The sequence below is a fragment of the Streptomyces sp. NBC_00273 genome (assembly GCF_036178145.1).
GTDB lineage: Bacteria > Actinomycetota > Actinomycetes > Streptomycetales > Streptomycetaceae > Streptomyces.
The window spans coordinates 2,200,688-2,223,460 of record NZ_CP108067.1 but is presented as its reverse complement, the minus strand read 5'-3'; the positions used below and the strand labels follow the sequence as shown (position 1 = coordinate 2,223,460).

20 protein-coding genes are annotated in these 22,773 nt (G+C 74.0%); 7 read left to right on the top strand and 13 right to left on the bottom strand.

Going from position 1 to position 22,773, the window contains the following annotated elements:
* Positions 1 to 37: 37 nt before the first annotated feature.
* Positions 38 to 871, bottom strand: coding sequence for an alpha/beta fold hydrolase (locus OG386_RS09365; protein WP_328787707.1), 834 nt, complete (start codon positions 869 to 871; stop codon positions 38 to 40).
* A gap of 179 nt (positions 872 to 1,050) precedes the next feature.
* On the opposite strand from OG386_RS09365, the gene OG386_RS09360 reads away from it, so the two are divergent.
* The 4 genes from OG386_RS09360 (at position 1,051) to OG386_RS09345 (ending at position 5,360) form a co-directional block, all read left to right on the top strand.
* A complete protein-coding gene (locus OG386_RS09360; protein ID WP_328787706.1) occupies positions 1,051 to 1,908 on the top strand; it encodes a helix-turn-helix transcriptional regulator in 858 nt (285 codons plus the stop codon).
* Positions 1,909 to 1,912: 4 nt separating this feature from the next.
* A complete protein-coding gene (locus OG386_RS09355) occupies positions 1,913 to 2,449 on the top strand; it encodes an NADPH-dependent FMN reductase (RefSeq protein WP_328787705.1) in 537 nt (178 codons plus the stop codon).
* A 61-nt stretch (positions 2,450 to 2,510) separates the two neighbouring features.
* Positions 2,511 to 3,248 (top strand): carbonic anhydrase, encoded by a 738-nt coding sequence (locus tag OG386_RS09350; RefSeq protein WP_328787704.1) that lies wholly within the window; start codon positions 2,511 to 2,513, stop codon positions 3,246 to 3,248.
* A 153-nt stretch (positions 3,249 to 3,401) separates the two neighbouring features.
* Positions 3,402 to 5,360 (top strand): flavin monoamine oxidase family protein, encoded by a 1,959-nt coding sequence (locus OG386_RS09345; protein ID WP_328787703.1) that lies wholly within the window; start codon positions 3,402 to 3,404, stop codon positions 5,358 to 5,360.
* 48 nt (positions 5,361 to 5,408) lie between these two features.
* Here the strand turns inward: OG386_RS09345 and OG386_RS09340 are convergent, their stop codons facing one another.
* Both OG386_RS09340 and OG386_RS09335 read right to left on the bottom strand, forming a co-directional pair.
* Positions 5,409 to 7,388, bottom strand: coding sequence for a CASTOR/POLLUX-related putative ion channel (locus OG386_RS09340; protein ID WP_328787702.1), 1,980 nt, complete (start codon positions 7,386 to 7,388; stop codon positions 5,409 to 5,411).
* 110 nt (positions 7,389 to 7,498) lie between these two features.
* The gene (locus OG386_RS09335) at positions 7,499 to 8,080 is read right to left on the bottom strand and encodes a hydrolase (RefSeq protein WP_328787701.1); all 582 of its coding nucleotides are present in this window, start codon (positions 8,078 to 8,080) and stop codon (positions 7,499 to 7,501) included.
* A gap of 111 nt (positions 8,081 to 8,191) precedes the next feature.
* Between OG386_RS09335 and OG386_RS09330 the strand changes: the two genes are divergently transcribed.
* On the top strand, positions 8,192 to 8,767 hold the full coding sequence (locus OG386_RS09330; protein WP_328787700.1) for a DUF6434 domain-containing protein: 576 nt from the start codon (positions 8,192 to 8,194) through the stop codon (positions 8,765 to 8,767).
* Here OG386_RS09330 and OG386_RS09325 read toward each other — a convergent pair.
* Positions 8,764 to 9,327 (bottom strand): dihydrofolate reductase family protein, encoded by a 564-nt coding sequence (locus OG386_RS09325; protein WP_328787699.1) that lies wholly within the window; start codon positions 9,325 to 9,327, stop codon positions 8,764 to 8,766. The two genes, OG386_RS09330 and OG386_RS09325, sit on opposite strands and share 4 nt — an antisense overlap.
* Here OG386_RS09325 and OG386_RS09320 point away from each other — a divergent pair.
* Entirely contained in the window at positions 9,326 to 10,501 is a 1,176-nt protein-coding gene (locus OG386_RS09320) for an enoyl-CoA hydratase/isomerase family protein (RefSeq protein ID WP_328787698.1), read from the top strand. The genes OG386_RS09325 and OG386_RS09320 overlap by 2 nt on opposite strands.
* Here the strand turns inward: OG386_RS09320 and OG386_RS09315 are convergent.
* Positions 10,488 to 11,165: a TetR/AcrR family transcriptional regulator gene (locus OG386_RS09315; protein WP_328787697.1), complete on the bottom strand. Its 678-nt coding sequence runs from the start codon at positions 11,163 to 11,165 to the stop codon at positions 10,488 to 10,490. The two genes, OG386_RS09320 and OG386_RS09315, sit on opposite strands and share 14 nt — an antisense overlap.
* A gap of 63 nt (positions 11,166 to 11,228) precedes the next feature.
* Positions 11,229 to 13,490: an excinuclease ABC subunit UvrA gene (locus OG386_RS09310; RefSeq protein WP_328787696.1), complete on the bottom strand. Its 2,262-nt coding sequence runs from the start codon at positions 13,488 to 13,490 to the stop codon at positions 11,229 to 11,231.
* A 96-nt stretch (positions 13,491 to 13,586) separates the two neighbouring features.
* Between OG386_RS09310 and OG386_RS09305 the strand changes: the two genes are divergently transcribed.
* Positions 13,587 to 14,351: a TetR/AcrR family transcriptional regulator gene (locus OG386_RS09305; RefSeq protein WP_328787695.1), complete on the top strand. Its 765-nt coding sequence runs from the start codon at positions 13,587 to 13,589 to the stop codon at positions 14,349 to 14,351.
* A 55-nt stretch (positions 14,352 to 14,406) separates the two neighbouring features.
* Here OG386_RS09305 and OG386_RS09300 read toward each other — a convergent pair whose 3' ends face one another.
* The 7 genes from OG386_RS09300 to OG386_RS09270 are packed head-to-tail and all read right to left on the bottom strand — an operon-like array spanning position 14,407 to position 22,770.
* On the bottom strand, positions 14,407 to 15,330 hold the full coding sequence (locus tag OG386_RS09300) for an SDR family oxidoreductase (protein WP_328787694.1): 924 nt from the start codon (positions 15,328 to 15,330) through the stop codon (positions 14,407 to 14,409).
* Positions 15,305 to 16,573 carry an MFS transporter gene (locus OG386_RS09295; RefSeq protein WP_443053157.1) on the bottom strand — a complete coding sequence of 423 codons (1,269 nt, stop codon included), beginning with the start codon at positions 16,571 to 16,573 and terminating at the stop codon, positions 15,305 to 15,307. Before OG386_RS09295 ends, OG386_RS09300 begins: the two co-directional genes overlap by 26 nt.
* A 24-nt stretch (positions 16,574 to 16,597) precedes the next feature.
* A complete protein-coding gene (locus OG386_RS09290) occupies positions 16,598 to 17,872 on the bottom strand; it encodes an alkaline phosphatase family protein (protein WP_328787693.1) in 1,275 nt (424 codons plus the stop codon).
* 47 nt (positions 17,873 to 17,919) lie between these two features.
* Complete coding sequence (locus tag OG386_RS09285; RefSeq protein WP_328787692.1) at positions 17,920 to 18,903, bottom strand: galactokinase; 984 nt, start codon at positions 18,901 to 18,903, stop codon at positions 17,920 to 17,922.
* On the bottom strand, positions 18,900 to 20,765 hold the full coding sequence (locus tag OG386_RS09280; RefSeq protein ID WP_328787691.1) for a class I SAM-dependent methyltransferase: 1,866 nt from the start codon (positions 20,763 to 20,765) through the stop codon (positions 18,900 to 18,902). The genes OG386_RS09285 and OG386_RS09280 overlap by 4 nt, the downstream gene beginning before the upstream one ends.
* Complete coding sequence (locus OG386_RS09275) at positions 20,762 to 21,937, bottom strand: glycosyltransferase (RefSeq protein WP_328793198.1); 1,176 nt, start codon at positions 21,935 to 21,937, stop codon at positions 20,762 to 20,764. Before OG386_RS09275 ends, OG386_RS09280 begins: the two co-directional genes overlap by 4 nt.
* A gap of 2 nt (positions 21,938 to 21,939) precedes the next feature.
* The gene (locus tag OG386_RS09270; protein ID WP_328787690.1) at positions 21,940 to 22,770 is read right to left on the bottom strand and encodes an alpha/beta fold hydrolase; all 831 of its coding nucleotides are present in this window, start codon (positions 22,768 to 22,770) and stop codon (positions 21,940 to 21,942) included.
* Positions 22,771 to 22,773: the final 3 nt, after the last annotated feature.

Here is a 22,773-nt window from a genome sequence, read left to right as displayed (position 1 = left end):
CCCGCCCCGCTGCGCGACGTCCTCGTCGCGCAGCGGATCACGCAGCGGGGACGAACTCGTTCACCAGCCGCACGAACTCGTCCTCCTTCTCGAAGAACGCGACGTGCCCGGCGTCGATCTCGGCGTAGCGGCTGTTGCCGATCGCCGCGTGCAGGGCGCGGCTGTTCTCCACCGGGACGGTGATGTCCTGGGTGCAACCGATCACCAGCGTCTCGGCCTGGATGCGCGGCAGCAGGTCGCGGATGTCGATGCGGGTGTCGAGGTCGACGTGGCGCAGGGTGCCGGGGGTGGGCGGCATGTTGGGGATCAGCAGCTCCACCTGCTCGCGGCCGATCGCGTTGAGGAACCCGCGGCTGAAGCCGGTCATGGCGACGGCGCGGCCGAAGGCGGCCGGGTCGGAGGTGCCGAGCTGCTTCCACAGGGTGAAGAGGTTGCGCAGGTACTCGTCGCTGTCGGTGTGGGCCCATCCGGCGACCAGGACCAGACGGCGTACGAGGTCGGGGCGCAGGGCCGCGACGGCGGCGGACACCGGCGCGCCCATGGAGAAGCCCAGCAGGTCAACCGGACCGGCGTCCGCGTCCTCGATGACGGCGATGACCTGGGCGGCCAGACCCTCCACGGTCAGCGGCGCCCCGTCGTCCACGGCGCGCTCGGTGCCCGAGAGGTCCGGGGTGATGACGGTGCGGTCGTCGGTGAAACGCGGCAGCAGCCGGCTCCAGTTCACGGCGGAGCCGCCCGATCCGGTGCCGTGGACGAGCACCAGCGCGGGGCCCGAGCCGGCGCGGTCGTAGGGGACCCGGGCGTCGGCGACCTGCACGGTCGCGGTACGGGGGGCGGTGGTGGTGGCGGTGAGGGTGGCACGGGCGGACATGGCGGCTGCTCCTTCTGGGGCGGTGGGCGCCGGGCCCTTCGCTCCGGCTCCGCCCACATTGCCGCCGCCGTCCTGCGGGCGGCAGAGCCCGCTCGAACCTAGGACCGGGGATCCCAGGTGCGCCCGGTCCGGCGCGCAACCCCGTCCCGCGCGCAGCCCCGTCCGGCAGAATGATCAATATGACGATCGATCGCCGGGAACTCGCCGATTTCCTCCGCCGCTCGCGTGACCGCGTGCGTCCGTCGGACGTGGGGCTGGCCGCGGGGCCGAGGCGGCGGACGGCGGGGCTGCGGCGCGAGGAGGTCGCCCAGCTCGCCGGGATGTCGGCCGACTACTACATGCGGATGGAGCAGGCCCGCGGCCCGCAGCCGTCACCGCAGATCCTTTCCTCGCTGGCCCGCGCCCTGCGGCTCAGCGACGACGAACGCGACCACCTCCACCTGCTCGCCGGGCACCGCCCGCCCGCCGGGCGGGTCGGAGGCGACCGGGTCGGCGCGGGCCTGCTCCACCTGCTGGACCAACTGCCCGGCACCGCGGCCCAGGTACTCAGCGACCTGGGCGACGTCCTGGCCCAGAACGACCTGGCACGGTCCCTGCTGGGCGGCGTGTGCACGGTCTCCGAGCACGGGCGCAACGTGATCTGGCGCTGGTTCGCCGACCCCGCCGCGCGGGGGGCGTACCCGGCCGAAGAGCACGACCACTACAGCCGGCTGCACGTCGCGGACCTGCGCGCCGCCGTCGCCCGCCGGGGCGCCGCCGATCCGGTGGCCGGCCGGCTGGTCGACCGCCTGCGGGAGGCCAGCGAGGACTTCGCCGGTCTGTGGGACCTGCACGAGGTCGCCGTCCGGCGCCGCAGCCGGATGCGGGTCATCCACCCGGCCGTCGGTCCCGTCGACCTCGACTGCCAGGTGCTCCTCGCCCAGGAGGAAGACCAGCGCCTCGTGCTCTTCACCCCGCCGCCCGGCTCGGACACGGCCGACCGTCTCGCCCTGCTCCGGGTACTCGGCACCGAACGGTTCCCCTCGGAAGTAGGTTGACCGGATGTCCACACCGCCCCTGATCCTCCTGCTGTCCGGCAGCCTGCGGACCGGATCCTCCAACGAGGCCGTGCTGCGCACCGCGCGGGCCGTGGCCCCCGCGCAGGTGCGCACCGTGCTCTACGGGGGCCTGGCCGCCCTGCCGCACTTCAATCCCGACGACGACACCGACCCGCTGCCGGCCCCGGTCGCGGAGCTGCGCGCGGCGATCGCTGCGTCGGCGGCGATCCTGATCTGCACCCCGGAGTACGCGGGCACCCTGCCGGGCTCGTTCAAAAACCTGCTGGACTGGACGGTCGGCGGCACCGAGATCTGCGACAAGCCCGTGGCCTGGGTCAACGCGGCCGCCGCCGGCCGGGGCCGGGGCGCGGAGACCACGCTGCGGACGGTACTGGGCTACACCGGTGCGGACATCGTGGAGTCGGCGTGCGTGCGCGTCCCCGTGGACCGGGGCACGGTCGGCGCGGACGGGGTCATCACCGACGAAGGGGTGCGCGAGCAGCTCGGCGCCGTACTCGTACGGTTGCTGGCGCCCCGCTGAGGGGTCCCGCCCGAGAGCGGCACCCACCCTTCAGGAGCGGATGTGCATATTTTGTTCTGATATGAGCATCCCTGTAGAAAGTCGCGGCGGCCCGGGGCGGCGCCGGCTGCTCCGGGTGGTACTGACCGGCACGGTGGCCCTGGGGGCCGGCCTGGTGGCCGGTTCCCCCCGCACCCCGGACACCCCCGTTGCCGGAGGCCCCGGACGGACCCGGCCCGCCACCCCCGCGTCCGCGCTGCGGGAACTGGAGACGGGCAACGCGCGCTGGCGGACCCTGCACGAGCGGCACCCCGACGAGACGCGGACCGTGCGGCAGACGCTGGTCGGCGGCCAGCACCCCTTCGCCGTCGTCCTCGGCTGCGTCGACTCCCGCGTTCCCCCGGAACTGGTCTTCGACCAGGGCCTGGGCGATCTGCTGACCGTACGGTCGGCGGGCGAGGTCCTGGACGAGGCGGTGCTCGGCAGCATCGCCTACGGGGTCCTCGAGCTGGGCATCCCCCTGGTCGTCGTCCTCGGCCACCAGTCGTGCGGGGCGGTCGCCGCGGCCGTCCGGGCCGCCGAGGACGGGGCCCCGCTGCCCGGCCACATGCAGTACCTCGTCGATCAGATCCGCCCGGCGATCGATCGCTCGCTGCGCGGGGCCGCGCTGATCGACGCCGCGATCACCGCGAACGTAGGGCTGGTGCGGGCACGGCTCGCCGCGGAACCGGAGCTCGCCGCCAAGATCGCGGCCGGGGACCTGGCCGTGATCGGAGCCCGGTACGAACTGACCAATCAGCGGGTGCGCCGGCTCGGCTGATCCGTGGTGCCGGATCGGCCGCCCCGCCGCGTCCGGCCCGGTACGAATCCCAGTTCGTCAGCCTCGGGGGCCCACACCGCACGTCCGGGTGGTTGTTCCCCGCAGAGGTGCCTTTGGGCGCTCAAGACGCCGGAGGGCCGGGAGAGTTGATACATGATCATCGAACCCGTGCCCGCGCCCGATCCCACGCCCGGACCCTCCGGCGAGCCCGCCCCGACGCCCTCCCGCCGCCCCTCCCGCCGCAAGGTCATCGCCGGCGCGGCCGCCGTCGCAGGAGTCGGAGCCCTGTCGGTCGCCGCCGCCTCCGGGACCCCGCAGGCCCCGTCCGGCTCGGCCCGCCCCGACTGGGAGACCTGCCTCACCATCGCCCGGGCCGTCCTCGTGCGCGACGAGGACGACGAGCCCCTGGTGCCCCGTTACTCCGACATCCTGCTGAAGAACGGCCTGCCCCGGTCCCGTACCCGCAAGAAGGTACTGATCGTCGGCGCCGGGCCCGCCGGGCTCACCGCCGCCCACCTGCTGCGCGAGGCCGGACACCAGGTCACCGTCATCGAGGCGAACGGCAACCGGGTGGGCGGCCGGATCAAGACCTTCCGCACCGGCGGCCACGAGAAGTCCGCGGCCCCCTTCGCCGACCCCAAGCAGTACGCCGAGGCCGGCGCGATGCGCATTCCCGACAGCCACCCCCTGGTCACCGGGCTGATCGACAGTCTCGGGCTGAAGCGCCGGCGCTTCCACCTGGTCGACGTCGACGGGTCCGGCCGCCCCGCCTACCGTACGTGGATCTTCGTCAACGGCGTCCGCGTCCGCCGCGCCGATTACGCGCGCAGCCCGCAGGCCCTCAACAAGTCCTTCGGGGTCCCGGCGGCCTACGAGGCCCTGCCCGCCGCGCAGATCGTCCGCAACGCCTTCGCCCCCGTACGGCGGGAGATCGAGGGCAAGAAGGACAAGCAGCTCGTCGAGGGCTGGGCCCGCGTGATCCAGCGCTACGGCCACATGTCGATGTACCGCTATCTGACGGAGGAAGCGAAGCTCGACGAGCGGACGATCGACCTGATCGGCACCGTCGAGAACCTCACCTCCCGCCTGCACCTCGCCTTCGTGCACAGCTTCATCGGGGCCTCGCTGATCAGCCCGGACACCGCCTTCTTCGAACTGCCCGGCGGCACCGCCACCCTGGCCGACGCCCTCTACGCCCGCGTCGACGACCTCGTCCGGCTCGACCGCCGCGCCACCCGGATCACCCACGGGGAGGGCGGGGTCAGCATCGAGACCGTCTCCGAGGGCCGCGGCGGCAGCCCCGTACGGCGCGAGACCTTCACCGGCGACACCGCGATCATCACCGTGCCCTTCTCCGGGCTGCGCCACATCCCGGTCGCGCCCGCGCTCTCGTACGGCAAGCGGCGCGCGATCACCGAGCTGCACTACGACGCGGCGACCAAGGTGCTGCTGGAATTCAGCCGCCGCTGGTGGGAGTTCGACGAGGCCGACTGGAAGCGCGAGCTGGAGGCGGTCCGGCCGGGCCTGTACCGCACGTACCAGCTCGGGAAGACCCCGGCCGACGGCACCCTGCTGGGCGCGCACCCGTCCGTCGCCGACCGCGGCATCTCCAGCGGGCAGCGCGCGCACTACGCGGCCTGCCGAGCGGTCACCCGTGACCAGCCCGAGGCGGCCCACGTCATCGGCGGCGGCTCGGCCACCGACAACCCCAACCGCTTCATGTTCCAGCCCTCCTACCCCGTCGAGGGCAGCGCGGGCGGGGTCGTGCTCGCCTCCTACAGCTGGTCGGACGACGCCCTGAAGTGGGACTCCCTGGACGACGAGGAGCGCTACCCGCGCGCGCTCGCCGGGGTGCAGGAGGTGTTCGGGCAGCGGATCGAGGTCTTCTACACCGGCGTCGGGCGCACCCAGTCCTGGATGCGCGACCCGTACGCCTACGGCGAGGCCTCCGTGCTGCTGCCCGGCCAGCACACCGAACTCTTCCCCCACGTCCGCAAGGCCGAAGGGAACCTGCACTTCGCCGGGTGCCACACCTCCATCAAGCCGGCGTGGATCGAGGGAGCCCTGGAGTCCGCGGTGCGCACCGCCCTGGAGGTCCACTCGACCCTCTGACCGGCCGGCGGAGGCCTGCGCCTGCGGCCCCCGCCTGCGGCCCCCGCCTCAGCTCTCGGCGAGCACGATCAGCCAGTCGTGCTCGCCGAAGCGGACCCGCTGCCGCTTGTCCGGATTGAGCCGCACACCGTACGCGGGGCCCGTGGCGGCCCCGGCGCGCAGCCGGTAGCCGACCGCGCATTCGCGGCGCCGCCGCGCCGACTCGACGAGGGTCGCGAACGTCACCTCGCGATCGGTGCGCACGTAGTCCGCGACCGGCTTCAGGTGGAGCTCGTTCCCCTCCGCCTCGAACAACTCCTCGAAGACGGCGGCGAGATAGGGGCTCTCCGAGATCTGGGTCATGAGGAGACTGATCAGCCGGCCGCTGACGATGAAGTCGGCGCCCTCCCGGGCGGGCGCCAGCAGCCGGTTGCCGTCGTCGGACATCTCCGTGGTGAGCGACGGCTCCCGTCCCGCCGCCTCCCCGATGGCCCGCAGGTGCAGCAGGGTCACCAGCGTCCGGTCGTCCGTCTCCGTCCCGGTCTCCGGAGCGAGGCCGAGGTCGATCGCACGGGCGGGCGGCGGTGCCGCCGCGTGGGGGACGGGCTCGTGGCCCGTCTCGCCGATGACGATCACACGGTCGTACGCGGGCACGTCGAGCTTGGCCAGCAGCCCGGGATCGGTGATGTCCCCCCTGCGGAAGGCCACTTCGAGGTGGCTGCACGCCTGGGTGACGCCCGAGGCGGCGCGCGTGCGCACCTCGTCGGCGAGCGATACGACGTCCAGCGTGCTCCCGGGGCCGACGAACCGGTCGAGCTGCTCCACGACGAGCGGCGCGCGCCGGTTCCAGCCGAGGAGGAGCAGCCGTTCGGCCTCGGGCGCCCCGGAGCGGGCCGTGACGATCGCGTCCTCGTCGACGCACGAGGACGCGTCCGCCGGTACGGCCGTGTCGTCGTCCTCGGAGATGAGGATGATCCGGTCGCCCGCGCCGATCGTCGTCCTGGGGTCCGGGTTGAGCGCGACACCGCCGTCGGCGTGCAGCAGGCCGACCACCGAGGACGTGCTGAACGCCAGCAGGGCCTCGCCGAAGGTGCGTCCGGCGAGGCCCTGGTCGGCGGTGGTGTAGAACTCGTCGCCCGCGAAGTCGAGCAGTTCCTGGTAGACGAGCGACAGACCCGGCTCGCGAGCGGTTTGGACGAGGAGTCGGGCGATGATGTCGTCGACGCACAGGACGTGCCCGCCGGGCCCGGCGGCCAGCCGGGCGGTGAGGTGGCTGCGGGTGTCGCGCACGGCGGCGACCACCACCGCCCCGCCCGGCTCGGGGACCGCCGCGTCGAGGGCGAGCAGCGTCTTCACCACCTGGGCGTCACCGGTGTCCCCCTCGGGGGGCAGTACGAGCACGGCCTTCGCGGTCCGCGGACTCACCCGGGCCAGCGCCGTGGGGTCGGTGGTGCGGCCGTTGCGGCAGATGATCCGCGTCGTGCCGGTGCCGATGCCGGTACCGGCGGCGGTAGCGGCGATGGAGGTCGAGATCTCCTCCTCCATCTCCACCTTGTCCTTCGGCGCGAGGACGGCGATGGCGGACCTGCGCTGGTTGGCGTTCGCGGCCACGAGCTCCGCGATCACCGGGAAGATCTGGTCCGACCAGCCCAACAGGACGGTGTGCCCGGATTCCAGCACGGTGGAGTGGCCACGCCGCAGCAGCATGATGCGCCGGTTGATGCCGGTGGTGATCAGGCCGACCAGCGTGGATACGAACAGCAGGGCGACCAGGGCGAGCGCCACGGAGGCCAGGACGTAGAGGGGGGACCCGACCGCGCCCCCGATCTTGAGCGTCTGTCCGACGCTGACCCATACGGCGGCGAGCCGGCCGGAGAGGGTCGCCGGGGCGGCCCTGTCGGCCCAGACGAGCACCGTGCTCGCCGGGACCACGACCGCGAGACAGGCCAGGGCGAACCAGCCGATGAGCGCGGTGGTTCCCCCCGCCATCAGGTTGTCGAACCGGTACCGCAGGCGCAGCGCCAAGGACGTGGTGTGCCGCTGCGCCATGAGAACCCCCTCGCCTTCCTCGCTGCTAACCCGCGGGCGCCCGCTCGGTTACGGGTGAACCGCCCCCGGTCGCGGGGCCGCTTCGGGCGGGCCACCCGGAGTTCGCCCGGTCAGGAGTCCAGGGCCGCGATGATCTCGTCGGTCGTGCTGACCTTGCCGATGCGCGGGAAGATCTTGCCGAAGGTGTGGGCGTGGGAGTCGGGGTCGGTGTCGGCGGTGGCGTCCTCCGCGAAGACCAGGTCGTAGCTGAGCTCCCACGCCGTACGGGCGGTGGACTCGACGCCGACGCTGGTGGAGATGCCGGCCAGCACGATCCGGTGGATGCCGCGGCGGCGCAGCTGGAGGTCGAGTTCGGTACCGGTGAAGGCGCCCCAGTGGCGTTTGGTGACGACCACGTCCCCGAGGGCGGCCAGCTCGGCCGGGATCTCGGAGAAGGCGGCGGGCGGGGCGGCGGCCGGGCCGGGGCGGTCGACGTTCGCGGTGGGCAGGTCGCCGCCGTCCGGGGACCACGCCACCTTGACCAGGACCACGGGCAGCCGGTGGGCGCGGAAGGCCTCGGCGAGCGCGATTCCCTTCCCCAGGATCTCGGGGGTGGGCTTCGCGGCGGGCCGGCCGAGGATGCCCGTCTGGAGGTCGATGAGAACCAGGGCGGTGTCCCCGCCGAGGGTGAGGCGCTGGGGTTCGGCGGTCATGGAATCTCCTCCGGCAAAGTGGGGCGTAGGGTGCAATTTACAAGGTGGCCCGTCGATTTCCCCGGCCCTCCTGGCACTCCCGCCGGATTCCCGCACCCCTATTATGGGAACGTGAGTACGAATACGGGGGAATCCCGGCCCGCCCTGACGCCCGCGCTGACCGGGACCGAGCTGCTGCGCTGGTACTGGACACTGGCCGAACTGAGTTCCCTCGCACGGGAGATGGGCCTCCCGACCGGCGGCGGCAAGGCAGCCGTCACCGCGCGGCTCGCCGCAGCCCTCGACGGACGTCCCGCGCCCGCCGCCCCGGCGGCCCCAGCACCCCGGCGCGCCGGGCGCCAACTCACCGCCCCCGTCACCGGCGCGACCGTGATCCCGCCGGGCCAGCGCTGTAGCCAGGTGCTGCGCGCGTACTTCGTCCGCGAGATCGGACCCGGCTTCCACTTCGACGCCTTCATGCGCGACTACGTCGCCGAGCACGCGGGGCACACCCTCGCCGAGGCCGTCGCGCACTGGCACGCGACCCGAGCCCGGGCGGCCGAACCCCAGGAGGTGGGCGCACAGTTCGAGTTCAACCGGTTCCTGCGCGCCTGGCATGCCGGGCACCCGGACGGGGCCCGCGCCGAGGCCCTGGCCGCGTGGCAGGCCCACCGGGCCCGCCCCCGGGACCGGGCCGCTGCGGGCTAAGCGCGCTCGTAGCGCAGCAGGACGACGCCGTTGCCGAAGGTGTGGGTGTCCGTATGCCGCAGGGCCGCCGGAGCGTAGTCGAGGGTGGGGAAGAGCGGCGTGCCGCGTCCGATCCGCACCGGGTGCACGTAGATCCGGTACGCGTCCACCAGGTCCTGGCGCAGGAAGGAGGCGGCGAGATCCGCACCGCTCAGCGTCAGGTCGCCGCCCGGGGCCGCCTTGAGCGCGGCGACCTCCTCGGGCACGACGTCACGCACGACCGTCGTGTTCCACTCGGCCGACCGCAGGGTGCGCGAGTACACGTACTTGGGCATGGACCGCCAGATCTCGGCGAACTCGGCCACCGTGCCGGCGTTCGCGGGATCGGCGTCGGCGGTCGGCCAGTAGTCCGCCATCAACTCGTGCGTGACGCGTCCGCTGAGGAAACCGCCCATCGGGCGGAGGGTGTCGTTCATGTGCTGGTGCAGCTCTTCGTCGACGCAGTGCCAGTCGATCTGCCGGTCCGGCCCCTCGATGTACCCGTCGAGCGACACCCCGGCCATCAGCACGATCTTCCGCATGACAGCCCACCGTACTCCCCGGGAGCGCCCCGCGGCGGGAGCGGCGCGGGCCGCGGTGATACTGGCCGGTGTGAAGACCGAAGACGCACAGGCCGAAGATCCGCGGGCCGAAGACGCGAACACCGTGCTGTTCCACACCGACGGCCGGACCGGGGTGGTCACCCTCAACCGCCCCAAGGCCCTCAACGCCCTCACCCACCCCATGGTGATCCGCATCGACGGGGCCCTCGCCGCATGGGCGGCCGATCCCGCCGTCCAGCAGGTCCTGATCCGCGGAGCCGGTGAGCGCGGCCTGTGCGCGGGCGGGGACATCCGGGCCATCCACGACGACGCCAAGGCCGGGAACACCGCCTCCGCCGACTTCTGGCGCGACGAGTACCGGCTCAACGCCCGCATCGCCCGCTACCCCAAGCCGTACGTCGCCCTCATGGACGGCATCACCATGGGCGGCGGCGTCGGCGTCTCCGCCCACGGCTCGGTCCGGATCGTCACCGAACGCTCCCGCGTCGCCATGCCCGAGACGGGCATCGGCTTCGTCCCCGACGTCGGCGGCACCTACCTGCTCGGCCGCGCGCCCGGCGAACTCGGCACCCACCTCGCCCTCACCGGCACGGCGGTCGGCGCGGCCGACGCGCTGCTGTGCGGGCTCGCCGACCACTTCGTACCGGCCGACCGGCTCCCGGAGCTGACCGCCGCCCTCGCCGAGGCGCCCGTCCACGAGGTGCTCCCGCGCTACGCCGCCACCCCCGGGCCCGGTGAACTCGCCGACCGGCGCGGCTGGATCGACCACTGCTACGCGGCCGCCACCGTCGAGGAGATCGTGGAGCGGCTGCTCGGCCAGGGGGAGCCCGCCGCAAAGGAGGCCGCCGAGACGATCCTGGCCAAGTCTCCGACCGCCCTCAAGGTCACCCTCGCCGCACTGCGCCGGGCCGCGGAGCTCGGCCCGCTGGAGCGGGTGCTGGCCCAGGAGTTCCGGGTCTCCTGCAACGGGCTGACCGCGCCCGACCTGGTCGAGGGCATCCGGGCGCAGGTCATCGACAAGGACCGCGATCCCCGCTGGTCCCCGGCGACCCTGGCCGAGGTGACCGCCGCCGACGTGGAGCGCTTCTTCGCCCCGCTCGGGGACGACCAGGAGCTGCGCCTGTCGCCGCCGCAGGACCTCAGGCGCGGCTGAGCCGCGCCTCCAGGCCGTCCAGGATCCGCTGGAGGCCGTAGTCGAAGTGCTCCTCGCGCAGCTGCCAGGGGTCCGGGCCCCCCTTCGCCACGTGCTCCCCGGCCGGGCGCGGGCCCTTCGGCCCCTCCTGCCCGTTCCGCCCGCGGCGGGCGAGCAGCGAGAGGTGGGCGGCCTCGCCGGCCGAGGCGCCGACCACGTAGGAGAGGACCGCCTTCATGGCCGGGGCCGCCTCGGCCGCCGGGAAGCCGGCCGTCTTGAAGAGCGCGAGCATCCGCTCCGACACCCGCACCAGGTTCGGGCCGAGGTGCGCCGGCCCCACCTGGCCGAGCACCGAGGCCACCCAGGGGTGGCGCAGGGCCATCGCGCGCAGGCCGTGCCCGCTGCGGGAGACGGCATCGCGCCATTCGGCCGCGCTCGCCGCGCCGGGCACCTCCAGCTCGCCGTAGACCTCGTCCACGACCAGCTCGATCAGCTCGTCCTTGCCCGTCACGTGCCGGTACAGGGAGGTGGCGGCGGCGCCCATCCCGGTGCCGAGCTTGCGCATGCTCAGTGCCTCGATGCCCTCGGCGTCGAGCAGCCGGATCGCCGCCGCGACGATCTGGGCCCGGCTGAGCACGGGCTGCTGCTCCTTGCGACGCGGGCGCGTCCGCTCGTCTGCTGGCATGCGGCCAGCCTAACCGACGCTGCGAACGCCGTACGCGCCGTGCGTACGGCGTCCGGTGCCGGGCTACGAGCCGACGTACTCCCGCAGATGACGGGCGGTCAGGGTGTCCGCCCCGGCCACCAGGTCCGCCGGAGTGCCCTCGAAGACGACCTCGCCGCCCGCGTGGCCGCCGCCCGGGCCGATGTCGATCAGCCAGTCGGCGTGCGCCATCACCGCTTGGTGGTGCTCGATGACGATCACCGAGTTCCCGTCGTCGACCAGCCGGTCCAGCAGGGCCAGCAGCTTGTCCACGTCGGCCATGTGCAGGCCGGTCGTCGGCTCGTCCAGGATGTACGTCGAGGACTTCTCGGCCATGCTGATGGCGAGCTTGAGCCGCTGCCGCTCGCCGCCCGACAGGGTGTTGAGCGGCTGCCCGAGCCGCAGGTACGAGAGTCCGACGTCGGCCAACCGGCCGAGGACCGCGCGCGCCTGCCCGGTGGGGAAGAACGCGTGCGCCTCCGCGACCGGCATGTCCAGCACCTCGCTGATGTTCTTGCCGCGCAGCCGGTACGTCAGCACCTCGGGCGTGAACCGCCGGCCCTCGCACTCCTCGCAGACCGAGGCCACCGCGGCCATCATCGCCAGGTCCGTGTAGACCATCCCGAGGCCGTTGCACTTCGGGCAGGCGCCCTCCGAATTCGCGCTGAACAGCGCCGCCTTGACCCCGTTGGCCTTGGCGAAGGCCGTCCGGATCGGCCCCAGCAGCCCCGTGTAGGTGGCCGGATTGGACCGGCGCGAGCCGCGGATCGGCGACTGGTCGGCCACCACCACTGCGTCCCGCCGGGCCAGGTACCCGTGGATCAGCGAGCTCTTGCCCGATCCGGCGACCCCGGTCACCACCGTCAGCACTCCCAGCGGCACCTCCACGTTGACGTCCTTCAGGTTGTGCAGATCGGCGTCCTTGATCGACAGGTGCCCGCGCGGGGTGCGCACCGACTCCCGCAGCCGCGCCCGGTGTCCGAGATGGCGCCCGGTGAGGGTGCCGGAGGCGCGCAACCCGGCTACGTCCCCGCTGTAGCAGAGCTGCCCGCCGGCCGTGCCCGCGCCCGGGCCGAGGTCGACGACGTGGTCGGCGATCGCGATGACCTCGGGCTTGTGTTCCACCACCAGCACCGTGTTGCCCTTGTCGCGCAGCCGCAGCAGGAGGTCGTTCATGCGCTGGATGTCGTGCGGGTGCAGGCCGGTGGTCGGCTCGTCGAAGACGTACGTGACGTCCGTGAGCGAGGATCCCAGGTGCCGCACCATCTTGACCCGCTGGGCCTCGCCGCCGGACAGGGTGCCGGACGGCCGGTCCAGGCTGAGGTATCCCAGGCCGATCTCCACGAGGGAGTCGAGCAGGCCCCGTAGGCCCGCGAGCAGCGGGGCCACGCCGGGGTCGTCGATCCGGCGGACGAACGAGGCCAGGTCGCTGATCTGCATCGCCGAGCACTCGGCGATGTTCACCCCGTCGATGCGCGAGGAGAGCGCCGCCGCGGACAGGCGCGTGCCGCCGCAGTCGGGGCAGTCCGTGAAGACCACGGCGCGGTCGACGAAGGCCCTGATGTGGGCCTGCATCGCCTCGCGGTCCTTGGACAGGTACGTCCGCTGGATCTTCGTGACCAGACCCTCGTAGGTGTAGTTGGTGGAGCCGGACTTCACCTTGACCGGGCCCATGTGCAGGAAGTCGGCCCACTCCTGCTCCGTGAAGTCCTTGAGCTTGACATGGGCGGAGTAGAAGCCGGAGTTGACCATGTTCTGCCAGTACCAGGTGTCCACGGCGAAGCCGGGGACGGTGATCGCGCCCTCGTTGAGGGAGAGTTCACGGTCCACCAACTGGTCCACGTCGATGTCGGAGACCTGCCCGATCCCCTCGCAGCGCGGGCACATGCCGTCAGGCGCGTTGAAGCTGAAGGCGCTGGACGCGCCGATGTGCGGGACGCCGAGGCGGGAGAAGACGATCCGCAACATGGTGGAGGCGTCGGTGGCGGTCCCGACCGTGGAGCGTGAGTTCGCGCCCATCCGCTCCTGGTCGACGACGATGGCGGCGCTCAGATTGTGCAGCCCGTCCACGTCGGGCCGGCCCTGACTCGGCAGGAAGGACTGGATGAAGGCCGTGTACGTCTCGTTGATCATCCGCTGCGACTCGGCGGCGATGGTGCCGAAGACGAGGGAGGACTTGCCGGAGCCGGAGACACCGGTGAAGACGGTGAGCCGGCGCTTGGGGATGTCGAGGGAGATGTCCGTCAGGTTGTTCTCCCGCGCTCCGCGGACCTGGATGACCTGATGGCTGTCGGCGGCGATCTGCACGGAACTCCTCGCGTGGCGGTGTCTGGAGCTTACTTTCTACACTGTACTCTATACGGCGTACAGTGAATTGTTGGCCGGACGCTCGGAGGACCGCACATGGCGAAGGACCGCAGCGGGGCGGGCGACCCCGTCCGTACGCTGGAGCTGCTGTGGCGGGAGCGGGGGCAACAGCCGGCCCGGCCGGGCCGCCGCGGCCCGCGGCAGGGCCTCACCGTCGACGCCGTGGTCGGGGCCGCGACCGAACTCGCCGACGAGTCCGGACTGACCGCGCTCACCATGCGGGCCCTGGCCCAGCGGTTGGCCGTGACGCCCATGACCCTCTACACGTACGTCCCCGGCAAGGCCGAACTCCTCGACCTCATGCTGGACGAGGCGTACGAGCGCATGGAGCGCCGGCCGCCCGGCGCGCGGGACCCGTGGCGGACCAAGGTCACCCGCGTGGCCGAGGACAACCGCGACCTGCTCGCCCGCCACCCCTGGATCGCGGACCTGGCGGTCACCCGTCCACCGCTGGGGCCCGGGGTCATCGGGAAGTACGAGTACGAACTGGCGGCCTTCGAGGGCATCGGCCTCACCGACGTCGAGATGGACGCGGGCCTGGCCCACCTCCTCGGCTTCGTCCACGCGCACGCCCTCGGGGTCGCCGACGACGCGGCGCACAACAGCCGCCAGAGCCAGGAGGACTGGTGGGCCGTCAGCGAGCCGCTGCTGGCCCGGGCGCTGGACCCCGAGCGCTACCCGCTCGCCGGCCGCGTGGGCGCCACGGTCGCCGGATACCACCCGCAGACGCTCTGGACCTTCGGTCTGCAGTGCGTCCTCGACGGCCTGACCCGCCTGATCGACTCCCGTCCGGCGCGCTGACCCGGCGCCCAGCCCGCCCCGGGCCGGCAGGGCCGGGACGGGCAGGGCGGACCCGTCAGCGGTAGCCCGTGGTGTCCGCGGGGCGGTCCGGGTCCTGGACCTCGACCATGTAGCGCCAGGCGTCCGGGCTGCTGCCGTCGAGGTCCGTGAAGCCGTACTCCCGGGCGAGCTGCCCGCTGGAGAGGGACCGGCCGTTCCAGCGGGCCACCTCCGGGTCCGCGGCGAGGGCCGCGACCGCCCGGCCCACGTACGACGGGGTCTCGGAGATGGCGAAGTGCGGGACCTTGGCCAACGCGTCCCGCCAGTTCGCCTCCGTCACCCCGAAGGTGTCGAGCATCATCTCCGAGCGCAGCCAACCCGGCGTCAGCGCCACCGCCGTGGCCCCCCGCGGCCCCAGCTCGTGCCCCAGCGCGAACGCCATGCGCAGCACCGAGGACTTGGCGATGTCGTAGAAGAAGGACACCCGGTAGCGGCTGGCGTTGTACTCGGCGGTTCCGTCCGTCATCTCCACCACCAGACCGCCCGGCTCGCGCAGCAGCAACGGCACCGCGAAATGGCTCGTGACGGCGTGGGTCTCCACGGCCAGCCGCATCAGCCGCAACCCCTTGTCCAGGTCGTGCTCCCAGACCGTGCTCTCCCACTCGAAGAGCAGCTCCCCGCCCCAGATGTCATTGACCAGGACGTCCAGACGGCCCTGTTCCGCGTCGATCCGCCCGACCAGGGCCTCGACCTCCGCCGGCACCAGATGGTCGGCGACCACGGGGATGCCCCGCCCGCCCGCGGCGGTAACCAGCTCGGCCGTCTCCTCGATCGTCTCGGGCCGGTCGTACTCCGAGCGTCTGCCCCGGGTGCTGCGCCCCGACACGTACACGGTCGCACCCTGCGCGCCCAACTGGACCGCGATGCCCCGGCCCGCGCCGCGCGTCGCCCCGGCCACGAGGGCCACCCTGCCTTCAAGAGTCCGCTGTGTTTCCGGCATGCACCGACCCTATGACGGCGACCGCCGCCAGCGACAGCAACAGCCCGGCCGCCGCCAGGGCGAGCGCCGGGCCCGGCCCCCACAGGGTCCAGGCCGACCCGAACAGCAGGGAACCCGCGAACCGGGCCAGCGCCTGGGCCGTCTGGAGCACCGCGAGCCCGGTCGTGCGCAGCTCCGGGGGCAGCAGCGGCCCGGCGGCCGCCATCAGCACCCCGTCGGTGGCCGCGTAGAACAGGCCGAGCGGCGCGAGCACACCGACCACCAGCAGCGCCCCGGCCGGCAGCGGGGCCAGGAGCAGCAGGCAGGCACCGAGCAACAGCACGTGCCCGCCGAGGAAGACCCGGCGCCGGCCCAGCCGGTCGGCGAGCCGGCCCACGGGCAGGGCGGCCAGCAGGAAGACGGCCGCCGTGCCGACGGGCAGCAGCGGGAAGTACGCGGCCGACAGGTCGAGCCGGCGCTGGAGCAGCAAGTAGAGGAATGCGTCGCCGACGGTGAACAGGCCGAGCACGACGGCGGTCAGGCAGAGCCCCCGCAGGCCGGGCAGGCGCAGCAGGGTGCGTACGGGCGGCAGCGCAGGACGGGCCCGGGCCGGCGCAGGGGCGGGGGCGGGCGCCGGGGCCTCCCGGACGAAGAGCGCGAGCAGCACCACGCCCAGGATGGCGACGCAAGCGCTCACGGTGAACACGGCTTCGTACCCGTCCACCGCCACCCACAACACCCCGAACGCGGCCAGCGGCCCCAGCAGGGCGCCCGCCGTGTCCAGTGCGCGGTGCACCCCGAAGGCGCGGCCCTGCTCCCCGGGCGGCACGGACAGCGAGATCAGCGCATCGCGCGGGGCGGTGCGCAGGCCCTTGCCGGTCCGGTCGGCGGCGAGCACCGCCGCCACCGACCAGGGGGTGGCGACGGCGAGCAGGGCCGCCTTGCAGGCGGCGGAGAGCGCGTAGCCGGCGCCCGCGACGAGCTTGTGGCGCCGGGTGCGGTCGGCGATCCGCCCGCCCGCGAGGCGGAGCACCGCGGTGGCGCCCTGGTGCAGACCGTCCAGGGCGCCGAACGCGAGCGGGGACATGCCGAGTCCGGCCATCAGGTACAACGGCAGGACGGCGGTGACCATTTCCGCGGAGACGTCCGTGACCAGGCTGACCAGCCCGAGCGCGAACACCGTGCCGGGGACGGCCCGCAGGGGGCCCTTCGGGGCCGGGGTGCCCCCGGCGATGTCCGAGGCCCGGCTGGTCGACAGGTACACCGATGCCTCCAGGGCCGGCCGGGTCTAGAACCAGTTGACGGTGAGCGGGAACGCGGTGGTGACGGTGGTGCCCGCGGAGTCGGTGGCGGTCGCCGTGACCTGGACCGTGCCGCTGCCCCACGGTTTGCCACTGATCCGGCCGGAGCCGGCGTCGACGCTCAGACCCCAGGGCAGGCCGGTGGCCGCGTACCGCACCGGGGGTCTGCCGCCGGTGGCGCTGAGCTGGATGGTGCAGGACTGGTTGAACTTGCAGGTCTGGGGGCCGGGGTTGGTCAGTTGCAGACCGCCCGCGGTGGGGGTGGGCGTCGGGGTCGGCGTGGGTGTCGGAGTCGGGGTGGGCGTGGGAGTGGGGGTGGGCGTCGGGTTCGTGGAAGTGTCGAACACCTCGGTGATCGGCTGGACGTTGGCCGCGTTGCCCGCGTGCGTCGCCGTGCCGAAGAGGTCCTCGAAGGTCCGCAGCAGGTGGTGGTGGTTGAAGGCCGTGGCGTACTTGCCCGTCTTGACCTTCGCGCCGTGGAAGACGGTGGCGATCTGGTTCGAGCCCAAGTAGTTGTCCTCGTCCCAGGTCAGCACCAGGAGACTGTTGTTGGCCTTCGCCCACTGCGCGTAGGCGTCGAGGTTGTTCCTGGTCCAGGTGTCACCCGTGGCGACCGAACACGAGTGCATGTCGTTGCACTGGTTGGGGACCACGAAGGACAGGCTCGGCAGCGCCGCGAAGTCGTTCTGCGGGAACTGCGCCCAGGTCTTGCCCGTGTTCAGCGGCACGTTCTTGAAGGCGAACCACGGGTTGTGCTTCTGCGCGTACTGGCCGTTCGTGCAGGCCGTGGACCCCTCGCCCGGCAGGTCCTCGTTGTACGTCGCGAAGGTCTTGCCGGCCGCGATCAGCTCCTGGCCGAGGTTGGCCGCAGTCATCGACTGCGGGGTGTAGCAGCCGTCGCCCGTGATGCCCTGCGTGGCACCGGAGAAGAGGTTGAAGTAGTTCGGCTGGCTGGGGTGGGTCAACGCCTTCATCCCGGTCAGGCTCGCGCCGCCGTTCGCCAGCTGGTTGATGTACGGGGCGTTCGCGCTGCCGATGATCTCCCCGTACTGCTTGTTCTCGTAGACGACGACCACCACGTGGTCGTACGTCGGCAACGCGGCGGCCGCGGTCGGTGCGGTGGCGGAACCGGGCACGGCCGCCACGGAGTTGGCCACGGTGAAGGCGCCCAGCAGGCCGAGTGCGCCGATCCCGGCCACGAGCGCCGGCCAGCGGGCCCCGCGTCTCGCGCGCGCCGTCGGTGAGGGTCGAAGGGTGGGCATGGGTGTTCTCCTCCTCGGTGTCGCCCGGGTCCGGCCCCGGGGCGTGGTCATTCCTCGCGCCGGGCCGCACCGGCCACGGCGATGTTCAGGAACCGCGGTACGGGCCGCCCCCGGTCGCGGAAGTCCTCCGCCACCGCGGCCCGCACCGCCGCCAGCCGCGCCTCGGGCAGCAGCACCAGTACGCTCCGCCCCGGCTCCCGCCCCTGCCCGGGCGGCCAGGCGCTCAGCGCCCCGGCCCGGCGGGCACAGGCCACGGCCCGCGCCAGCTCCCGCGGCCGGTCCGCGGCCTCCCCGCGGACGGCGACCAGCACCAGCCGCGCTCCCGACGCCGCCGGGTCGAAGGCGACGTACCGCTGGCGCCGTCGGGGCTCCGCGCTCAGCAGCAGCGCCCTGCCGGCCCGGGCGAAGAGCACCGCCCGGCGCAGTCCGTCGTCCCCGTCCGGGAGCGCTCCGGCCAGCAGCCGGGCCAGCTGTTCGCGGTCCGGCCGCTCACCCGCCCCCGCGTGCACGTCGGCCACCGCCAGCGCCACCGCGCACTCGGCGGGCTCCGCCGTGGCCAGCCCGGCGGCGCCCGTGAGCGAGCCCTGGACGTGCAGGTCGGTTCCGCCGGAGCCGTACCCGGCCCGGGCCAGGGCCCGCAGTACGGCGTACGGCCGGACCGCCCAGGCGGGGGCGGCGGGCGGCGGCCCCGACAGGGTCAGCGGCAGATCGCAGCCGTCCGCGGGATGACCGAGCGAGCTGAGCCGCACCAGGCCGTCGGTGCGCGGGGCCGCGGCCGCGGCCGTGGGCCAGCCGGCCGCCGCGACCAGGCCGGGAGAGCCCAAGTGGAAGGCGTACGGGGCGCTCCACACGGCGGCCGGGGGCCGCCCGTGCGCGGCCTCGAGGGCGTAGGCCACGAGCCGGAACAGCGGATCGGCCGTCGCCCGCCGGGCCAGGTCGCCTCCGGCGCGGTCAGCGGTCGCGGTGGCGCCGGCCGAGACGGCGGGCCGCTTCCCCGTGGGCGGTCCGACGTGGCCGGCCGCCCCCGTCACGGCGCGTCCTTGCGGGCCAGCATCCGGTAGGCGTTCCCGCCGTCCGTGCGCCGGGCCACCGCCGTGCGCAGCGTGTCGAGCACCGCCGCGGCGGCGAAGCACGGCAGTGCCGCCACCCGTACGGCGTGGGCGAGGAGCCGGGCGCGCGGCGTGGGCCCGGGGCCCCACGGCCGGTCCGGATCCGGGGCCAACCGCGTCGCCGCGAGCGCCACCGCGCCGAAGAAGTCGTTGCCCTGGTGGGCCGGTCCGTGCTCCTCGGCGACGACGGTGAACCCCCGGTCGGCGAGCGCCTCGCGCAGATTGGCGGCGGGCATCAGGTGCTGGTGCTGCGGCTGGAACCAGGGCAGCCAGAACGGGCCGAGGAGCCGGGCCATCCGCGATTGCGGATCGGGCAGTTCGATGGCCAGGAACCCGCCGGGGGCCAGCACGGTGGCCGCCGCATCCAGCTCGGCGAACGGCTCCCGGGTGTGCTCCAAGTAGTGGTACATGCTGACCACCTCGTACTGGCCCGCCAGCTTCGACGCGAAGTCCGGGAACTGGCCCAGGTATCCGGTCTCCACCCAGCCGCGGCGCTCGGCCTCCCGCACCCCTTCGCCCATGTCGAGCCCGTCGAAGCGGGTCTGCGGCCAGACCTCCCGCGCCGCGTTGCAGAAGTGTCCGTGCCCGGTGCCGACGTCCAGCCAGGACACCGGGTCGGCGTGCGGGACGAGCATCTCGGCGCGCCCCCGGTAGGCGTCGCCCAGCCTGCCGAAGACCGTGCCCGCGCCCTCGCCGCCGCGCCCGTCGTAGAAGTCCCGGTAGTAGAACTCCAGCCCCTGCGAGGTCAGCCGGGGGTTCTGGAAGACGTGCCGGCAGTCCCCGCACCGCTCCAGCGCGAAACGGCCCGGCTTGCCCTGGAGCAGGTCGGACACCCGGACCCGGACGGCGAGCCGGCCGGAGCCGCACCACGGGCAGTCCGTGCGGCGCGGTTCGAAGAACCGCCCGGTCCCCGCCGCCAGGTCCTCCCGGTAGGCGGCGGCCCGCGCCGCCTCCGCCGCGCCGTCCGGCGGGGTGTCCCGGCGGGCTGCCGCGGCCGTACGCAGCCCCGCGCCGAGGGAGCGCACCGGCCGGGCCGCCGTGGCCCGGCCCAGACCGGCGGGGCGCAGCGGGGAGCCCGGCCCGCCCAGGACCAGGTACGGCTGGAGCCAGTACAGCCCGGCCGCGGCCGCGCCCCACCGGCCCTGGCGTACGGCGACGCCCGCGAGCAGCGCCAATCCGCCGAGCTGCGCGGCGGCCAGCGCCCCCGCGGGCAGCCCCTGGGCCCGCAACTCGGCGGCCCGTGCCGGCCCCCCGGGCTCACCGACCCCACCACAGCGCAGGCCGGGGGCGATGGCCAGCCCGGTGGCGTCGGCCGCGTACTCCTTCAACCGGCGTGTCAGCGCGAGGAGTTCCGCGGGATCCCGGCGCGGCCCACCCGGATCCACCCCGGCCCGGGCCAGCACCTCCTCGGTGACGAGCACGGCGAACCCGGCCCCGCGGCCCGTCGCGAGCCGGTCCTGCCGGTACCGGGCCGGATCGACCAGGCGCAGCAGCCCCAGCGCCCGCTCGGCGGCCAGGTCCACGGGCAGCACGTCCAGTACCCGTAGCCCCTCCCCTTCGGCGAACGCGCAGGCGGCGAGGAAGGTGGCCGCATCCGGCTCGACCCCCCGGGCGGTGAGCAGCCGCCACCCGGCGGCGCGCGGCACCCCGGCCGCCGCGGCCGGGGTGACCGGCAGCACCGGGATCGCCCGCAGCCGGCGCCCGGCGCGTACGGTGCCCGCGCCGAGGGCGGCCAGTAACAGGACGGAGGTCCACGGGACCCGGGAGAGCGGGGGTGGCGTCATAGCAGTTTCTCCAACCGGTCGGCCGCGGCGGCGGCTCCGCCCGCCGCGGCGAATGAGGCCTGGATCCGCCGGGCGGCCCGGCGCGGGCCGGGGTCGTCCAGCACGGCCGTGAGCGCGTCGCGCAGTTCTTCGGCCCGGGTCCGGCCGAACCGCACCCGGACGCCGGCCCCGGCCAGGACCACCTGCCGGGCCACGATCGGCTGGTCGTCCCGGATCGGGGCGACGACCAGCGGCAGCCCGTGCGCGAGGGCCTCGCAGACGGTGTTGTGGCCGGCGTGGCAGACCACCGCGTCCAGGTGCGGCAGCAGCTCCAACTGCGGGACGCTCTCCTGGACCAGGAGGTGGTCCGGTACGTCCCCGATCAGTGCGGCGGGCGCCGCGAGGACGAACTGGACCTCCCCGGCGAGCCGTTCGGCGGCGCCCAGCACCGCGCCGTAGAAGCGGGCCCCGGCCGCCTGGTTGAGGGTGCCCAGGGACACCAGCACCCGCCGCCGCGCCGGGTCCAGCCGCTGCCAGGGGAAGGCTGGTGCCGGCGGACGGGCCCCGAACGCCGGTCCCACGAAGGCGTAGTGGGGCGGGAAGTCCACCTCCGTGCCCACGAGTTCGGGAGTGGAGAAGACCAGCACCAGCCGCTCGGAGAACCGCGGGTCCCAGCCCGCGCGGCCCCCCGGATCCCGCGCCGCACCGACCTCCGCGAGCAGGCCCGAGATCTGCCCGGCCACCCACTCCCCGACCTTCGGGAAGTCCGCGAAGGGCCGGGTCAGTTCGGCCGAGGTGCTGGCCGACGTCACCCACGGGACCCCAAGCCGCCGGGCCACCAGCGGCCCGGCCAGGGCCTGCTGGTCGGCGACCAGCACGTCCGGCCCGAAGGCGCGCACGGCCCGGGCCACCCCCGGCACCATCGCCCGGGCCAGCGGCACCAGCGCCTCCTCCCACAGGAACCGCAGCGCACCGACCCCGCGCAGATCGCGCCAGCTCTCGTGCAGCGCCGCGTACCCGCCGGAGCCCAGCTCCTCCCCGGCGGGCAGGATCCGGGCCTGCGCGGGCAGCAGCCGGGCCAGCGCCGGCCCCGGTCCCGTCCAGGCGATCTCGTGCCCCCGGGCGGCCAGTTCGGCCCCGACGGCCACCGTCGGATTGACGTGCCCAGCCAGCGGCGGCACGGTGAACAACACCCTCACGGGACCAGCGCTCCCACCCGCGGCCCCGCCGCCGTCGTCGCACCGGCCGTCGCGTCGAGATGGGCGAGCACGGTCTCCCGCAGGACCCCGCTGCTCTCCTTCAGGACGTCGTGCCCCAGGCCCGGCAGGATCCGCAGCGCACCCCGCGGGGCGTGGTGCGCCAGCTCCCGCCCGCCCGCGAGCAGTTCGGAGTGTTCGCCGCAGACGACCAGGACCGGGCAGCGCAGCCGGGCGTGGTCGGCCGGGGTGAAGACGCGGCTCGCGGCGATGTCGTCGATGAGCGTGGTCCGGTTGAGGAGGGCGTCGGCGATGGCGGTCAGGTTGGCGGCCTTGCGCAGGCGCAGGGCGAGCAGCTCGGTGGGGACCGTGCTGTCCTCCAGGCTCAGCGCGGCGGCCGACAGGGTGTCCACCATGTTCTCCACCCAGGCGCCGCCGAGCGGCGGTTCGAGGAGGGTGAGCCCGGTGACCAGGTCCGGCCGGGCCAGGGCGGCGTGCAGGGCGAGGGTGCCGCCGTAGCTGTTGCCGACCAGGTGGACCGGGCGCCGCCCGAGGTCCAGCGCGCCGAGCAGGGCGAAGAGGTCCCGTACGGCGGTGCGGCTGTCGTAGCCGGAGCCCGGACGCTCGGTGCGGCCGTGGCCGCGCAGGTCGTAGAGGACGGCCTCGTGGCCGGCCCGGGCCACGGGCAGGGCCAGGGGGCAGTAGAAGGAGGACAGGTTGTCGACGACCAGCCCGTGCAGGAACACCACGACGGGCCGGTCGGGGGCGGCGGCGGTGGCCGGGAGCCGCTGGACGTGGAAGCGCAGGGAGCCCGCGCGGACGAAGGCCATGGC